The sequence below is a fragment of the Mucilaginibacter aquaedulcis genome (assembly GCF_030409325.1).
GTDB classification, from domain to species: Bacteria; Bacteroidota; Bacteroidia; order Sphingobacteriales; family Sphingobacteriaceae; genus Mucilaginibacter; species Mucilaginibacter aquaedulcis.
Genome location: NZ_JAUFPR010000001.1, coordinates 1,026,409 through 1,043,699 on the forward strand (window position 1 = coordinate 1,026,409; position 17,291 = coordinate 1,043,699).

The 17,291-nt window shown below is 43.6% G+C and carries 13 protein-coding genes; 4 read left to right on the forward strand and 9 right to left on the reverse strand.

Annotated features, from left to right (window positions below; translation table 11 throughout):
* Positions 1-156: 156 nt before the first annotated feature.
* Both QWZ01_RS04305 and QWZ01_RS04310 read left to right on the forward strand, forming a co-directional pair.
* The gene (locus QWZ01_RS04305) at positions 157-2,436 is read left to right on the forward strand and encodes a glycosyltransferase family 4 protein (RefSeq protein WP_290322001.1); all 2,280 of its coding nucleotides are present in this window, start codon (positions 157-159) and stop codon (positions 2,434-2,436) included.
* On the forward strand, positions 2,437-3,441 hold the full coding sequence (locus tag QWZ01_RS04310) for a glycosyltransferase family 4 protein (protein WP_290322002.1): 1,005 nt from the start codon (positions 2,437-2,439) through the stop codon (positions 3,439-3,441).
* Positions 3,442-4,190: 749 nt separating this feature from the next.
* On the opposite strand, the gene QWZ01_RS04315 is transcribed toward QWZ01_RS04310, so the two are convergent.
* From QWZ01_RS04315 to QWZ01_RS04345, 7 genes are all read right to left on the reverse strand, one after another.
* Positions 4,191-4,679 (reverse strand): hypothetical protein, encoded by a 489-nt coding sequence (locus QWZ01_RS04315; RefSeq protein WP_290322003.1) that lies wholly within the window; start codon positions 4,677-4,679, stop codon positions 4,191-4,193.
* A 14-nt stretch (positions 4,680-4,693) separates the two neighbouring features.
* On the reverse strand, positions 4,694-5,629 hold the full coding sequence (locus tag QWZ01_RS04320) for a hypothetical protein (protein WP_290322004.1): 936 nt from the start codon (positions 5,627-5,629) through the stop codon (positions 4,694-4,696).
* A gap of 49 nt (positions 5,630-5,678) precedes the next feature.
* A complete protein-coding gene (locus QWZ01_RS04325) occupies positions 5,679-6,233 on the reverse strand; it encodes an RNA polymerase sigma factor (protein WP_290322005.1) in 555 nt (184 codons plus the stop codon).
* Positions 6,234-6,372: 139 nt separating this feature from the next.
* Entirely contained in the window at positions 6,373-6,834 is a 462-nt protein-coding gene (gene bcp / locus QWZ01_RS04330) for a thioredoxin-dependent thiol peroxidase (RefSeq protein ID WP_290322006.1), read from the reverse strand.
* Between the two features lie 191 nt (positions 6,835-7,025).
* Positions 7,026-8,738 (reverse strand): M23 family metallopeptidase, encoded by a 1,713-nt coding sequence (locus QWZ01_RS04335; protein WP_290322007.1) that lies wholly within the window; start codon positions 8,736-8,738, stop codon positions 7,026-7,028.
* Positions 8,739-8,741: 3 nt separating this feature from the next.
* Positions 8,742-9,353 (reverse strand): fumarylacetoacetate hydrolase family protein, encoded by a 612-nt coding sequence (locus QWZ01_RS04340; RefSeq protein ID WP_290322009.1) that lies wholly within the window; start codon positions 9,351-9,353, stop codon positions 8,742-8,744.
* 397 nt (positions 9,354-9,750) lie between these two features.
* Positions 9,751-10,263 carry a T9SS type A sorting domain-containing protein gene (locus QWZ01_RS04345; protein WP_290322010.1) on the reverse strand — a complete coding sequence of 171 codons (513 nt, stop codon included), beginning with the start codon at positions 10,261-10,263 and terminating at the stop codon, positions 9,751-9,753.
* 195 nt (positions 10,264-10,458) lie between these two features.
* Between QWZ01_RS04345 and QWZ01_RS04350 the strand changes: the two genes are divergently transcribed.
* Positions 10,459-12,426 (forward strand): KUP/HAK/KT family potassium transporter, encoded by a 1,968-nt coding sequence (locus tag QWZ01_RS04350; protein WP_290322011.1) that lies wholly within the window; start codon positions 10,459-10,461, stop codon positions 12,424-12,426.
* Between the two features lie 299 nt (positions 12,427-12,725).
* Here the strand turns inward: QWZ01_RS04350 and QWZ01_RS04355 are convergent, their stop codons facing one another.
* Both QWZ01_RS04355 and QWZ01_RS04360 read right to left on the reverse strand, forming a co-directional pair.
* Entirely contained in the window at positions 12,726-13,916 is a 1,191-nt protein-coding gene (locus tag QWZ01_RS04355; protein WP_290322012.1) for an aspartate aminotransferase family protein, read from the reverse strand.
* 1,054 nt (positions 13,917-14,970) lie between these two features.
* Positions 14,971-16,458 carry a glycoside hydrolase family 130 protein gene (locus QWZ01_RS04360; RefSeq protein ID WP_290322013.1) on the reverse strand — a complete coding sequence of 496 codons (1,488 nt, stop codon included), beginning with the start codon at positions 16,456-16,458 and terminating at the stop codon, positions 14,971-14,973.
* 149 nt (positions 16,459-16,607) lie between these two features.
* On the opposite strand from QWZ01_RS04360, the gene QWZ01_RS04365 reads away from it, so the two are divergent.
* The gene (locus QWZ01_RS04365; protein WP_290322014.1) at positions 16,608-17,285 is read left to right on the forward strand and encodes a response regulator transcription factor; all 678 of its coding nucleotides are present in this window, start codon (positions 16,608-16,610) and stop codon (positions 17,283-17,285) included.
* Positions 17,286-17,291 lie beyond the last annotated feature (6 nt).

Consider the following 17,291-nt stretch of genomic DNA (forward strand, 5'->3'; position numbering starts at 1 on the left):
ATCTATAGTGTATAACTATACAAAAGGTGCTTCAAAGGCGTCTTTTCTTCCAAAACAGATCATTTCTGCACTTTTTTATAGTCACTGGTGTAAACAAGTAGCTCTATAGGCTTGTTTGTAATACAACTATACGTTCTAAAACATCTTACCAAAAAAATGAAAATAGCATATATCTCCACCTACCCTCCCCGCGAATGTGGTTTGGCCACATTCAACCAAAATTTAATGCGTGCCATTAATGCCAACTTTCCCGAAAGAAAATCACTTGCCGACGGTGGCTTTGTAGTTGCGTTAAATGATTCTGAAGACCAGCACGCGTATGAATACCCGGAAGAGGTTAAATATGTTATTCGCCAGGATCATCAGAAAGATTACATCAGGGCTGCCAATTACATTAATACCAGCAACGCCGATGTTTGTATCATGGAGCACGAATTTGGCATATACGGCGGCGAAAGCGGGATATATATTTTACCATTGATCAACCGGCTCGAAAAACCACTGATCTCCATATTGCACACCATACTTAAAGAGCCCAGTTATGTGCAGCGCATCATTATCCGCGAGATAGCCGATCAGTCGTCGAAAATAATTGTGATGAGCCAGCGGGCCGTGGAGTTTTTAACCACCATTTATGACATTCCTGTTGCCAAGATCCAGATCATTGAACATGGTGTACCCGATGTGGAGGCACCTGCCCAAAATCCGGTTAAAGGCCTGTCGTCATTTAAAAACCACCGGGTTTTACTCACCTTTGGTTTGTTAAGCCGCAATAAGGGGCTCGAAACAGTGATCAAGGCCCTGCCCCGTATTGTTGAAAAACACCCCGACGTAATGTATGTGATCCTGGGGAATACACATCCGGGCGTAATTAAAAGCTCGGGCGAGGAATACCGCGACCATTTGAAAAGCCTGGCACATCAGCTTGGTGTATCGGCAAACCTGTCGTTCATCAATAAATTTGTGTCGGAAGAAGAACTGGTGAATTACCTTACTGCCTGCGAAGTTTATGTTACCCCGTATTTGAACGAGGCTCAAATTACCAGCGGTACGCTATCATACGCGGTTGGCGCGGGTGCGGCGGTGGTATCAACCCCGTATTGGCATGCTACTGAGTTACTGGCCGATAAACGCGGAAGGCTTTTTGATTTCAAAAACTCCGAAGCCCTTGCCGATACCGTAATTGAACTGCTTGACCAAGACCGTGTTTTGGTTGAGTTAAAAGATAATGCCTATCAATATGGCCTGCATCTGCGCTGGCCGGTTGTTGGAGCCGAGTTTATTAAAGTGGCCCAGGAAGCCAGCGTACGTTACGACTTTAGCGATAAGATACTTAAAAACAGCATTGTTGACCCGGAGATATTACCGCAATTTAGCCTTACCCATGTTTTGCGCTTAACCGATGATACCGGTATTGTGCAGCACGCCAAATACGGCATCCCTAATTTAAAGGAAGGTTATTGTTTGGATGATAATGCGCGTGCGCTTATCATGGCGCTCATGGCCTATCAGCGTAATAAAAGCAAGGAAGCTTTTGAACTGCTGCCGGTTTACCTGAGTTATATCCACTATATGCAAACAGATGATGGCAACTTCCGCAACTTTTTAAGTTTCGACAGGCGTTACCTGGATGAGGTGGGTTCTGAAGATTCTTTCGGGCGCACCATCTGGGCTTTGGGCCATTTGATAGGCTGCGCGGCAAGTAATTCATACCGTGAGTTTTCGTTGGAGATATTCCATAAATCGGTGCCGCATTTTACCAAACTGGAACATTTGCGGGGGATGGCCAACACCATCATAGGTGTAAGCTTGTACCTGCAGGTATTCCCATCAGACGAAGGCATGGTGAAAATATTAACCCAGCTTACGCAGCCGCTTATTGATGCGTATGAAAATACCCAATCTGATGACTGGCAGTGGTTTGAAGAAAAAATGACCTATGATAATGCCATCCTTCCGCTGGCATTACTGCACTCCTGCGAAATTACAGGTAATGAGGATGCTAAAAGGATAGCATTGGCTACCATGGCCTTTTTAGATAAACTGACACTCTCAAACGGCTATTTGAGCCCTGTGGGTAACGATGGCTGGTATTATCGTGGAGGTACTTTCCCTACATTTGATCAGCAGGCTATTGAAACCATGGCCATGGTCATGATGCATTTTCAGGCTTACCAAATATTCAGGGTGCCGCAATATATTGAGAAGATGTTTTTGAGTTACAAATGGTTCCTGGGCGAAAACACGTTGCGCGCGCCATTGTATGATCATGAAACCAAGGGTTGCTGCGATGGGCTGTTGCCTACAGGCATCAATCGTAATCAGGGTGCCGAAAGCACGCTGGCCTACCTGATATCGCACCTTACGGTATTGAAAGCATTTGAGCTGGAATACGAATACAACAAGTATGGCAGCCAAAAAGCGGAGATCTGTTAAATGAAAGTAGCTGTACTGGCTCCCGTTGCCTGGCGCACACCGCCCAGGCATTACGGGCCTTGGGAACAAATAGCCTCAAACATAGCCGAGGGTTTAATTAAACTGGGCGTAGATGTAACCCTTTTTGCCACCGGCGATTCCATCACCGCCGGCAAACTTGATGCTGTTTGTGCGGCAGGTTACGAGGAAGATAAGCAAGAGGATGCCAAAGTGCTGGAATGCCTGCACATCAGTAACCTGATGGAGAAAGCCGGTCAGTTTGATATTATTCATAATAACTTTGACTTTCTGCCGCTTACCTACTCGGGCCTTATTAAAACTCCGGTGATCACTACCATACACGGTTTTTCGTCGCCCAGGATAATTCCGGTTTATAAAAAGTATAACGGCTTTGGTTATTATGTATCCATCAGCAATGCCGACCGCAGCCCGGAGCTTAATTATCTGGCCACGGTTTATAATGGCCTTGATACTGCCGACTTTGAGTTTTTTGAAACTCCTGGCGATTACCTGCTTTACTTCGGCCGCATCCACCCGCACAAAGGCACTGCCGAAGCCATTGAAATAGCCAAGAGGAGCAAACGCAAACTACTGATAGCTGGTATCATTCAGGACGAAAACTATTACCGAGAAAAGGTAGAACCATTTTTGAGTGCAGATATTGAGTACATAGGCCATGCCGGTCCCGAAAAAAGGAAACAACTGTTGGGCAATGCCCTGGCCTTGCTGCACCCGATAAGTTTCGACGAACCCTTCGGCATGAGTGTAGCAGAAGCCATGCTATGCGGCACACCCGTAATTGCCTTTAACCGCGGCTCCATGCCCGAGCTGATTCAGGACGGCCAAACCGGCTTCCTGGTAAACACCATTGATGAAACGGTGCAAGCAGTAGATCAGCTGAACAAAATCAACCGCATTGACTGCTACAACCGCGCCAGTACCCTCTTTTCAAAAGAAAAAATGGTTGCCGATTATTTGGAGTTGTATAAGAGGATATTAGGGTAAGGATGTGCTCATTGAGAACAATTGTATAATTACTTTCTGAAAAAGCTGAAATACATAACGCATACTTTTATTGCGCAGAGCGCTCAATTGCCGCTAAGGCTGTTACTTTTTTCTTGATAAAAAAGTAACCAAAAAATTAAGACAAAAAAAAGCTTCTACCCACAGGCAAAACTCCCGGCCCGCTTTTTTGTCGGGCCTTTACCCGCATTTCGCTTTTTATAAGATTGTTTCAAGCTATCTTTAAGTTCTTCTTTTTTGCTATCCTGAGCGTAGTGAAGGATCTATTCTACGGCATGCAAAGTTTACTAACAGATCGTTCGCTACGCTCAGGATGACAAGTTAGAGCGCTTTTTCCATCCACCATTTTACATTCTGTTCATTCTCTAATTCCGTAAATTCTGGTTCAGACAATTTTAAATTCTGTTCATTCTTTAATTCAGAAAATTCTGATTCAAACATTCAGCAGATCAGCTTCGGGCGAAAAGCAGGCAGAATACGTTGGCCTGTGTGCTAGCAGGGGCATTAGCAAACCTTGCCGAAGCAAGGGCAATGAGCGAACGAAGTGGAGGTAAGGTTTAGCAGCCCGTGGTTCTGGCTGCTTTGCAGGGTAAAGGCCTTGTGCGGCAAAGAAGCCTCTCTGCTGAAAGCCTTTTTGGTTACTTTTGTGGCGACAAAAGTGACTGGCCCTCCCGCGGCCAAGAGCGGGACTTCGCCATGCAGCGCGCGAACCTACTTAGCAATAAAATCTATTAATTTCCAGCTCTTTCGCTGCGTTCGCTGAGTTGTTTGATGAGTTCATCACGGAACTCCTGTTCGCTTTTGTAGAGCTTACTTACCTTTTCGGGTGGAAGTATCTTAGAGAAGGCGTCGCGGTAGCGCTTGCGGATGCCTACCTGCTGGCTTTCATAATAAATCTCTTTATCAATTTGCTCGGTGCCGTTAGTGGCAGCACTGGAATTGTTTAAACGTTTTAAGATATTAACGGCAGTAAGTTCCTGCTGATACTGGCGGTATATAGGCCAAAACTTAGCCGATTCTTCATCGGTAAGGTCAAGCTGTTTGCCAATAAAACGGTCGCGGGCAGCTTCAAGGCGTTTACCCACACCTTTTTTATCACGGGATGGAGCAGGAGTTATCCTTTGCCGCTGAACCAGGCTATTGCTGACCTGTGCGTAAGATTCACGGCCGGCAGCTATAATAAACAAGAAAATAAAAATAAGCCTGATCAATTTACTCATTAAAAATATATCGTTTAATTAGTATCCAAATAATCTGACAGGTCTACATCCAAATTGTCGCTGTTAATTTGCTGGCTTCCATCCATCAGGGTGCGGGTATCGCCGGCATCAGCATGTAATTGCAGGTAGCTTTTAATTTCATCAACCGGTACGGTTGAAAGCTGCTCATGCAAAAACGACTGATCGTGCTTTACAGGTGCATCGGCGTTTTTAATTACCACACCAATACCCAGTATAAGCGCAAAACAAGCCGCGGTAGCATACCTGAAGGTGTGAGATGCAAAAAGTTTGCGTACAACGCCTTTCTTTTTGGCTGCAACCGGCATAGTAACCACTTTAGCTGGTTCCTGGTTAACAGTTTTATTTAAGATGTTTTGACTTAACTGCTCAAAATAATTTTCAGGAACAGTAAAGCTTTCCGCCTCGTTATGGATATGCTGCTCAACAGCTATCCTGCTTTGGATTTGCTTATCCAATTCCTCAAAATAGTTTTCAGGAACGGCAAAGCTTTCTGCCTCATTGTTTACGTACTGCTCAATAGCAATACGGCTTTGAATGTTGCTGCCAAGCTCTTCAAAATAATTTTCGGGCACATCAAAACCCTGATGCTCCGGGTTTAGGGCCTGCTCAACAGCAATACGGCTTTGTATATTGCTGCCAAGTTCATCAAAATAATTTTCCGGAACGGTAAAACCTGTGTTTTCCGTATTCACAGCCTCGTTAATACGTATACGGCTCTGTATGTTGCTGCTTAATTGTTCAAAGTAGTTTTCAGGAACGGTAAACCCACTGGATGAGCTTTTCAGCCCTTCCAGCCCTATGCGTGATGTAATGTGCTGCGCTAAATCATCGAAATAGCCAGACGGCACTGTAAACGGGTTTCCGGAACCTACCCGCTTCAGTGATTCATAATCATCCAGCCACTCCCTATTGTCCATATCGCTTTTCATACATAACTATAGATGAACATAGTGCTAAAAGGTTTAACGTAAAATAAAATTAATCTTTAGACAGTAAGAAAGCTTCGATCTTTTTAACCGCAAGGTGAAAAGATGCCTTTAAAGCACCCACGCTTGTACCCAAAACGTCTGATATTTCTTCATACTTCATATCATCATAATACTTCATATTGAACACCAAACGCTGTTTTTCGGGCAGGGTTAACAAAGCTTCCTGTAATTTGCGCTGCGCCTGGTCGCCGTTAAAGTAGCTTGAGTCGGCCAGAGTATCGGCCAGTTCATAAGCTACATCATCTAACGAAACATTATTTTTTTGTTTTTTCTTGTTCAAAAAAGTAATGCATTCGTTGGATGCTATCCTGTACATCCAGGTATATAGCTGCGCGTCATTTCTAAAAGTCAGCAGGTTTTTCCAAACCTTGATAAAAACATCCTGAACCAGATCATCCGCATCGTCATGGTCAATAACCATGCGGCGTATGTGCCAGTAAATTTTTTGCTGGTATTTTTTTAATAACAGGTTAAACGCTTCGTTACGTGTCTTCTCGTCCTGGAACTTGCTTAAAATCTCTGAATCTTCAACCTGCAACGACATTTTTTAATTTTTATAGTTAAATGCTAATTACCGCATTTTGTTTTCTTTCCATCACCTTTTTTGCAACAGGCAAACATGCCCGGCATTCAGGTTACAGGCAGCAAATATACTTATACAAATTAATTCTTTGTAAACAAGGTTATTGAATAAGATCAAGCACCTGCTGTGATGAATTTTTGGTATCAACCTTACTGATCAGGTGGCTTATAACGCCGTTGCAATCAATAATGAAGGTGGTGCGGGCAGTGCCCATATACTGCTTGCCGTACATGTTTTTTTCAACCCAAACGCCGTAGGCCTCAACAATTTGTTTTTCGTTATCGGCTATGAGGGTAAAAGGCAGGTTGTATTTGGTTTCAAATTTTTTGTGCGATTTTTCATCGTCGGTGCTTACACCAATTACTTCAAAGCCTTTGCTCAGCAGCGATTGGTAGTTATCCCTGAAATCGCATGACTCGGCAGTACAACCCGGGGTATCATCTTTAGGATAAAAATAAAGGATCACGTTCTTTCCTTTATAATCAGCAAGGGAAACGGTTTTTCCGTTCTGATCCTTCGCGGTAAAATCAGGGGCCTTATCGCCTTCTTTTAGTGTTGCCATAGGTGCTTTTCTTAATTTGATATAGTATCAAGTAGTAAGTATCAAGTATCAGGATTTTTTTGATGATTGTAAATACCCAAATTTAGTTGTCTTGATACGGTGATAAGTATTTAGTATCAGTTATCAAGATTATTTGTGATGGTAAATATCCAAATTTAGCAGTCTTGATACCTGATACTAATTACTTGATACTACCTGTAAAAATCTGCCTTAAATTCGGCAAAGTTATTTTTGTTATCGCTCACGGTAAGCTTAAATACGTGCTTGCCGGGTGCAATATCGCTGTTAAAGTTAAAACTTAGTATTTTACTTTTATAATCCCACTCCATTAAAACCCATTTATTATCAATGGTGCCTGCATAACTTTTTATGCCCGACATATTATCGCCCATGCGGAAGTTAATGCTCCGGGCAGCCGCCATATTTTTACCATTCTGGATATTGAGCGGATGGATAACTGGCGGTATGGTATCCAGCTTAATAAAGTAATCGCCAAAGCTGCTCACTTTTGTTTTCACGTAGCCATCTTCAAAAAAACCACCCTGGCAAGCTCCCGTTGTGCTTACAATTACGGCCTTATCGGCATAGTTACCCAGGTCGGCATCGGGTTTTATCCACAAATCATAGCTGTCATGAATTGGGGTGAGCCTGTTGTGGATATGGTGTACCTGCGAAAAACCTGAAACCGGTTTGGGCGATACCGAATAGGCAAAATCCAGATCATCATACAAATTGCCCGGCATAATGGTAACCTTTACCTTATCGGTACTGAACTCACTTTTGGTATCGTAATGAAACAGAGTGCCAGCTAATTTATTAGTTGCCGGGGTAAATTTGCTTGATTGTACCTTGAGCTTTACCGTTGACGCGTTGCCGGCTACATCTTTAACCACATACTCAACCTCATGCATGGCATCATCGTCAAAAGTGATGATACCGCGGTTGATGGATTGCGGGTAGAGCGATATATGGCTGCCCGGCAGTATAAAACATTTCTGCATCCACCTGCGCGATGAGGTGAAGGCCGGATAATCTATATAAGCGTTGATGGCGTGGGTTTGATCAAACGCGAAACGCTCAACCGTAAAGGTATAAACCGTTTGGCCGTCAAGCTTTAATTCTATCGAATAGATACCGTTATGATTGGCCGAAGTGCTGTTCATATCAGTAGTATTGATACCGAAGCCTACATAACCGCTCAAATGCAATACCTGCGGTTTGGTTAAATGGTAATTACCTGCGGCGCCAATGATGGGCAAAAACTCACGTGGTGTTTTTTCGCTGAAAGGGTTACCGTTCAGGTGATAGATACCGATAGAGGTAATAGTAGGCGGCACCCTGTCTGGAATGGTTAAACCAAACAGCTGGGGGTTAATGGTTTCTTCGGTTTTGGTGTCCCTGATCTCGAAGTGCACATGAGGCCCGGCCGATGCGCCCGCGTTGCCGGATATGGCAACTACTTCGTCCTTACGAACGGGTACCTGTGTTGGCTGAAGGTTAAAATCGGCCTCGTAGGTTTGATGTTCATACTGGTATGCCTTAACCAGAGCCGCTACCGCAGGCGAAAAGCTTTCCAGGTGACCATAAACTGTGGTGTAGCCGTTTGGGTGGGTAATATAAATAGCACGGCCAAAGCCACCAAACTGCACCCTCACCCGTGATATGTAGCCATCATTAACAGCATGCACGGGGTAACCTGTGCGCTGGTTGGTTTTAAAATCGAGCCCGGAATGGAAGTGCGCGGGCCTCAGCTCACCGAATGAACCGGCCGTAGTTGGTGGCAGATCAAGCGGGTAGCGGAAATAATTTTGCGGGTACTGCCTGCTTTGTATTGGGGTGGTTTGCGCACGCAGGCCCGTGGTAAGGGCGAGGCACAGCGCACCCGTAATTATATGTTTGATCATGTGTTATTTTACGTAAAAGTCAAGCAGTTTTTCATCTTCCAGATAGCCTTCCAGCCTGTCGCCAACTTTTACTTTTGCCACTCCCGGCGGAGTGCCTGTAAATATAAGGTCGCCCTTTTTAAGGGTGATGTATTGTGAAACAAATGCTATGATGTTTTCAAAGGAGAAAAGCAGATCGCGCGTGTTGCCCTGCTGGCGGGTTTCGCCGTTAACGTCAAGTTTAAGGTTGAGATCATAAATATCTACGAATTTGCTTTTGGGCACAAAGTTGCTGATAGGCGCCGAACCGTCAAAAGCTTTGGCAAGTTCCCAGGGCAGGCCTTTTTCTTTGTGGCGGCTTTGAATATCACGGGCGGTAAAATCAATACCCAATGCAATTTCCTCAAAATAGCCCGCGGCAAATTTCTGGTTGATGTGCTTGCCTTCTTTACTTACTTTTAAAACGAGCTCAATTTCGTGATGCACATCTTCAGAAAAATCGGGATGATAAAAAGGTTTATTATCCTTGATGATGGCAGTATCGGGTTTCATAAAAATAACCGGAACAGTGGGTACGGGGTTATTCAATTCTTTAGCGTGCTCGGCGTAGTTGCGGCCAATGGCAATAATCTTCATAAGTAAAGCTATAAACGCCAAATCTAAAAAAATAGCGTGGTAAGTGGTAGTATGATTTGGGTTTTCTACTCACCCGACCATCGCTGCGCTTGGTCACCCTCTTCGCCTACGGCGGAAAGAGGGAATCACTTTTCTTCACCCTCTTTCCAGCAAAGCTGAAGAGAGGGCCGACGAGCGTAGCGTAGTCGGGGTGAGTAAATTGCACAATTTCATTTCCAACATAAGCAGCCGCTAAATTTTGACCTTAGCTTCATACTTGGGCCAAGGGGTGGGATTCAAAACTTGTCATTGCGAGGAGGAACGACGAAGCAATCGCGAACATTGCAAGTCCAATACAAAAGCACACGATTACCGCGCTACGCTCGCAATGACATCTTTGTAAAAAAAGATTTGTTACCTACAACACTGATATACGCTTAATAACTGATTCGGTGCCGGCTACTACACGTACGAAATAAAAACCGCTGGTGAGCTTGTTGTTAATAGGATAGTTGATGCTGTGATCGCCGGAGTCAACCCTTGACGAAAACATGGTGGTGATATCGTTACCCAACACATCCATAATTTTGATGGTTACGTTGGTATTGCGCGATATGGTGTATTTTAAATTGATTTGGTCGGTTACCGGGTTTGGGTACAGCTGCACATCGTTCAGCAATTTATCGTCTGAACGTTGTACGCTTACTTTTACGCTTGATGTTACGGCCGGTTTCAGCGGCGGCAGCACCAAATGCAGTCCGTTTTTTAAGTAAGATGCTTTTTTACCTTTTGAAACGCGCAGGTAGGTGGTATCGTTTTTAAACTTTAAAGGCTTAGTTTCGGCAGCAAAGGCACAGCACATAAAAACCGCCAAAGCAGTTAGCATGATACGTGTGTTGTAAATAAAGAGATAAGTAATGTTTCGCCTCATTTTTAAGTCTTGCCTACAAAAGTATAAATAAAGCCCTGATCAATTCAAAAAATGATGTTTTTATAAAACTTTTTAACAAAATTTAACAAAAACTGTTCAGTTTACGGTTTAGACTTCTTTTTTATTTATACGTTTAATGAATATTTAAGTTTAACCAAAAAAAATGATATTTTTGCACCTTTTAGAAATATAATAGTGTCAAACCATAAAGATCTGCAAAAACTGACGGCAGCAGGCCTGCTTATCAGTTTAGGAATAATTTACGGTGATATTGGTACCTCCCCATTATACGTATTTAAGGCTATTGTAGGAACCGAGCACTCCTCGATTTCGCAAACCATTACCGAAACTTTAGTTTTAGGAGGTGTTTCCCTAATTTTCTGGACATTAACGCTGCAAACCACACTCAAGTATGTGGTGATCACGTTGCGTGCGGATAACAAGGGTGAAGGTGGCATATTCTCACTATTTTCGCTGGTGCGCCGCAAGGCAAAGTGGCTTATAGTGCCTGCTGTAGTAGGGGGCTGCGCATTGCTTGCTGATGGTATCATTACACCGCCTATCACCATATCATCGGCCATTGAGGGGCTGCAAACCTACTACCCTACCTTGCCAACCATGCAAATTGTGATGGCCATTATTACGGCTTTATTCATTATTCAGCAGTTTGGTACTTCATTGGTGGGTAAGGCTTTTGGGCCTATCATGTTTATCTGGTTTACCATGATGGGTGTGTTGGGTATCAGCTACATTGTTCATGATCCATCAATAATAAGGGCATTAAACCCGTATTATGCTTATAAACTACTCAGCACCAGTACCGGCGGCGAAGCTTTTATAGTGCTTGGAGCAGTGTTTCTGTGTACCACCGGAGCCGAGGCCTTATACTCTGATCTGGGCCATTGCGGTAAGGATAACATCCGCATCAGCTGGATATATGTTAAAACCTGCCTTATCCTTAACTATCTTGGGCAAGCGGTATGGTTGCTTCAATTTGCCAATCACACTATCGATCTTAACTTAAATAATCCTTTCTATAAAATAATGCCACCCTGGTTCCTGATATTTGGTATCGGTATAGCAACAGTGGCGGCAGTAATTGCCAGTCAGGCGCTTATTTCAGGTTCATTTACACTTATAGCCGAGGCTGTAAGGCTTAACCTATGGCCAAAGGTAAGGATCAATTATCCGTCTGAACAAAAGGGGCAATTATATGTGCCAAGCGTTAACTGGCTGCTTTGGGCAGGTTGTTTAGGCGTGGTGCTCATATTTAAACATTCCAGCAAAATGGAATCGGCATACGGTTTAAGTATTACCGTAGCCATGCTCATGACCACCATCCTGGTATCAAAATTCTTAAAGCGCAAAAAGGTACCTACGTATATTATTGCCGTATTTTTAACGGTTTACCTGCTTATTGAAGGAACCTTCCTGGCCGGTAACCTGGTTAAATTTGTTCACGGGGGCTGGTTTACCTTATCAATCGGATTCCTGCTGTTCACCGTAATGTGGACATGGCATACCGCCCGCAAGATCAGGAACCGCTACGTGAAATTTGTTGGTATTGAGGATTACTTTGAGATTTTAAAGGAGCTTAGTGCTGATGAAACCGTGCCTAAATATGCGTCGCAGCTGGTGTATTTAACCAGTGCCAACTTTAACTCAGAAATTGAATCGAAAATAGTTTACTCCATACTGCAAAAGCAACCTAAACGGGCCGACGTATACTGGCTGGTACACGTTGACGTGGTTGATGAGCCTTACAAACGCGAATACGAGGTAGAATCGCTGGTGCCTAACAAGGTGATCAGGATCGACTTTAAACTTGGTTTTAGGGTTGAGCAGCAGATTAACCTGTTGTTCCGAAAAGTAGTGGAAGACCTTGTTAAAAAAGGTGAGGTTGATATTACCAGCAACTACAAATCATTAAATAAGCACAAGATAGTAGGTGATTTCAGGTTTGTGGTGATCGAGAAGGTATTGTCACGCTCGCACAGTCTGTCGTTCTTCGAGCGCTTTATTATGGATTATTACGTGCAGCTTAAAAAGGTGAGCTTATCTGAAGAGCGTGGCTTTGGTCTCGACCTGAGCTTTGTTACAGTAGAAAAAGTGCCACTCATGCTCTCGATTCCTGAAGCTATAGAGATACACCGGGTTAATTAAAAGACCTTTTCTAAATCCTCTCCAATGGAGAGGATTTTTCTTTTTCAGGGGATTGTTTTTCCTCGGATACTTAATTTTATTTATGATCAATTACCCCCGCTCCTTTGGAGAGTAATAGCCCATAGCAAAGAATCACCCGGTCTACGCTTCGCTGGACCACCCTCTTCGCCTTCGGCGGAAAGAGGGATTTGAAAAGGGATAAAAGACAAAGGACAAAAGAAATTATTTCTTTACCCTCTTTGCGGCGAAGCCGAAGAGAGGATCGACAAGCGTAGCCATGTCGGGGGTGAGCTTAATAGCTATGCGGTGTAAAACTCAATAGCCTCCAGTATCACGCCGCATGCATGTTCTATTTGTTCATGAGTGATGATGAGTGGCGGGGCAATGCGCATGGAGTTGCTGCAATGTAAAAACCAATCGGTGATAACACCGTTTTCGATACAGCGGTCGATTATTTTTTTGTTGAGATCGAAATTGTCCAGTTCAATAGCCAGGATCAAACCTTTGCCACGCACTTCCTTAATTGCCGGGTGAACCAGCAGCTTGCGGAAGAGCGCCTCTTTTTCTGCAACGGCGGGTGTCAGGTTTTCGTCAAGCAGCACCTCGAGTGCGGCCAGTCCGGCGGCACAGCATACGGGGTGACCGCCAAAGGTAGTGATGTGGCCTAAAATAGGATTCTCTTTGAGCGCGCCCATGATTTGGTTTGATGATATGAATGCGCCAATGGGCATACCTCCGCCCAGAGCCTTAGCCAATAGCAATATATCGGGCACAATATCATAATGCTCAAACGCGAACAGCTTACCGGTGCGACCAAAGGCTGCCTGTATCTCGTCTAATATCAACAAGGTGCCGGTTTCATTACAGCGTTTGCGCAGGGCCTGCATATAGGTGAGGTCGGGCACTCGGATACCTGCTTCGCCCTGTATGGTTTCTATGATAACGCAGGCGGTTTGTTCGGTGATCAGCTGCAGATCGGCAGGTTCATTAAAGCGGATAAAATTAATGCCGGGTAACAATGGGCGATAGGCTTGTTTAAACTCCTCATTGCCCATCACACTCAGCGCACCCTGGGTACTGCCGTGGTAAGAGTTGCGGCAAGCCACGATCTGCTGCCTGCCTGTGAAACGTTTGGCCAGCTTCAGAGCGCCCTCAACAGCCTCGGCACCTGAATTGGTAAAATATACCGATTGCAGGTTTTGCGGCAATACAGAAGCCAGTTTTTCGGCGAAGCGTACCTGCGGTGTTTGTACATATTCGCCGTAAACCATCAGGTGCATGTATTTTTCTACCTGTTGCTTTACGGCCTCAATAACTTTGGGATTGCCATGCCCTAAGCTGCTTACACCTATACCCGAAATAAGGTCGGTATAAGCCCTACCTTCTTCGTTGTACATATAAATACCTTCGGCACGTTCAAATTCAAGCAAAAGCGGAAAATCGGTAGTTTGCGCGTTATTGGCTAAAAAAAGCTGGCGAAGGGTGGGCATGGGATGTAATTGTAAGTATTGTGTTCTGAGTTGTTATTTATCGGCGCAAAGATAAGGGTAATGCCGGAGAAGGTTGGATTAAAAATTTCATGTCTGTGTGTAATTGCTTTGAGGATAAGCCCATCAGTTTGTATGGCGAAGTCCCGCTCTTGGCCGCGGGAGGGCCAGTTACTTTGTAGCCACAAAGTAACCAAAAGGCTTTCAGCAGAAAGGCTTCTTTGCCGCACAAAGCTTTTGCCCTGCAAAGCAGGCAGAACCACGGGCTGCTAAACCTTACCCCTACTTCGTTCGCGCAGTACCTCTCCTTCGGCAAGGTTCGCTAATGCCCCATCCAACACACAGGCCAATATGTTCTGCCTGCTTTTTGCCCGAAGCTGATCTGCTGAATGTCTGAATCAGAATTTACGGAATTAAAAATATATGGGACAGAACTCTTTCTAACTTGTTATCCTGAGTAACGAAGGATCTGTTAGTAAACTTTGTATGCCGTAGAATAGATCCTTCGTTCCTAAGGATGACAAGCGTGGAATGATAAGAAAGTGGGTAAATGCCCGACAAAAAAGCGGGCCGGGAGTTTTGCCTGTGGGCGGAAGCTTTTTTTTGTCTTGATTTTTTGGTTACTTTTTTATCAAGAAAAAAGTGACTGGGCCTTCCCGCGGCCAAGAGCGGGACTTCGCCATTCAATAATAATACAGAGTAACTATGTCCAAAGAGTAAACAATACAACCATTTCCATGTCACCCCAAATTTTCGTAAATTTGTATAGAACCAAATAGCCCGGCTGCTTATATAAAGTAGCCGGGCTATTTGGTTAAGGGAGTAAAAGCCCGGAAGTGATAAAATCAAAATATCACATTGAAAATCAAATTATTAACACTTATTAAAGCTCAAATAACAGACAAAAATTGAAGAACTTTGAAGTAAAACTCTATAAAATGCCCGATTTTCAATCAATTCTGATCTCTTTTGCCAATTTTTGATGGCTTTTTGAAGCAAAAAATTATTTTAAAAAGTTTCGGGCATCGATAATAATACCAGATATAGTTTTGATTTTTTAATTTTGAATTTCCGCCACCTCACTTACATCTTCTTTCAGTTTTTTGAGCAAGGCATCAAGACACACCTCCGCAAAAGCTGTTGACGAGTCAGACACGCCATAAGGGATAATGAGTTTGTCGTTATGTACAATAGCCCCGCAGGAGTATAATACATTAGGCACATAACCTTCCCGCTCATCACTATTAGGAATCAGCAGAGGCTCGCGCAGGCGACCTATCTCAACGGCAGGGTCATCTAATTTGAGCAGGCTTGCACCAAGCACATAACGCCGCATTGGGCCTACACCATGGGTGATCACTATCCAGCCATCCTTGGTTTCAATAGGAGAACCGCAGTTGCCTATCTGTATAAACTCCCAGGTAAATTTAGGCTGCTGCAACAGTATAGGCTTTTCCCATATATTAATTTTATCGGAGTACATGATGTAATTGTTGCAGCCATCAATCCGCGATATCATTACAAACTTGCCGTTCACCTTTCGCGGAAATAATGCCAGGTTCTTGTTTTGGGCACCGGCGCCATAAAGCGGCATTATTTTAAAATTATAAAAATCAGAGGTCTGCAACAACTTGGGCATAATGAGCGAACCGTCATAAGCCGTATAGGTAGCATAGTATACGTAGGTACCGTCATCATTTATAAATTTTACAAAACGGGCGTCCTCAATACCTTTGCGCTCATATTCTGAAATGGGGAATATAACCCGGTCGGAAAGGTCGGTATCAAGGGAAAAAACTATTTCATAGTAGGAATCGGCCAGCCAAAGCACTTTATCGTACTCCAGGCGCTTCATATCGCTCTCCTGCAACTTTTGCGAATCGAGAATAATGCGGCGCAGATTGGCATACTCAAAATGGTGATCAAGCTTTGATTCCAGTTCATTGATCACATCAATATTGATCTGGGTGATGGCTGCCTTTTCAAAGAACAGTTTTTTGTTGTAAACGGCATTACGAACAATTTCAGCCTCATCAATATAACTGCCTGATGGCTGTATGGTGATATTATTATCCTTATCAAACAAGGCGCGCCTGAAAGTTATGGATGAGATATGCCCCTCGCCTACCGCCCTGAAACTGATGATCATCCTTTTTTGGCCGTCCTCCAGCTCGGTTTGGTCAGGGTCCTCTATGATGGATGGATTAAAAAATGCCGCCGACTCAATAGAATACTCATGCGTAAAGTAGGAGCCTATGAGTAATTTGCGGTAAACAGTAAGTATATCAAAATCAATGTTCAGCTCATGAAACAAGGGTTTCAGCTTACTGCAATGCCTGTTTAAAACCCGGGTGATATTGCGGTGGCGTTTTGAATACTCCTGTAATAGCGGCGATACGATGCCAAAGGCCTCATCTTCGCTAATGTTCATTACACGTTCAATTACCTCTTTGGCACGGTCGTTACCATTAAAAAAAAATCTTGCAATAACACGCTTGGGGTCGGGGTTAACTCTTATAGGTTTGCGTTCGATGGAAAGTCTCATATTAAAAGTTAGCGTTTAATCATTAACAGCATTTACTGTAAATTGATTGCATTAAATTTGATAAACCTTTAGTTTAATTTACTAATGTTGCAGTTGTATATACACAATTGCTTAATTTATAAGTTATAGCTTTTGTAAATTGCCAACGTATGAATGTATTAATTGTTGAAGACGAAAAAGGTCTTGCCCTTGAAGTTGATGAGTTTTTAAGCCACGAAGGTTTTACCGTTGAACATGCACGTACCAAAAAATCGGCAGAAGAAAAGATCTTTGTGAACAACTATGACTTTATACTGCTTGATCTTGGCCTTCCTGATGGCGATGGCTTTGGCCTTTTGAAAATGCTGAAAGGCCTTGATAAACGCGAAGATGCGGTGATTATCCTCACCGCGCGCGGCGCTGTTGACGATCGTGTATTGGGCCTGGAACAAGGAGCAGATGACTATTTGGCAAAACCTTTCTCATTAAGTGAACTTTTGGCACGTATGCACGCCATTACCCGCCGCAAGCACCGGCTGGAGAGCAATGATATTAACATTAAGGGCCTGCGTGTTAATATCCAGAACCGTACGGTAATGTTCAATGATGAGCGTATTAACCTCACCAAAAAAGAATTTGAGATATTCAATTACCTGGTACTGAACAAAAACCGGGTTATATCACGCACAAACCTAACAGAACACGTTTGGGGCGATGTACTGGAAATAAACTCCGACTCGAACTTTGTTGATGTACATGTTAAAAACCTGCGCAAAAAACTATCACAATACATTCCTATTGATTGGTTTGAAACCGTTAGGAGCATTGGCTACCGCATCAATATTTAATTTTAA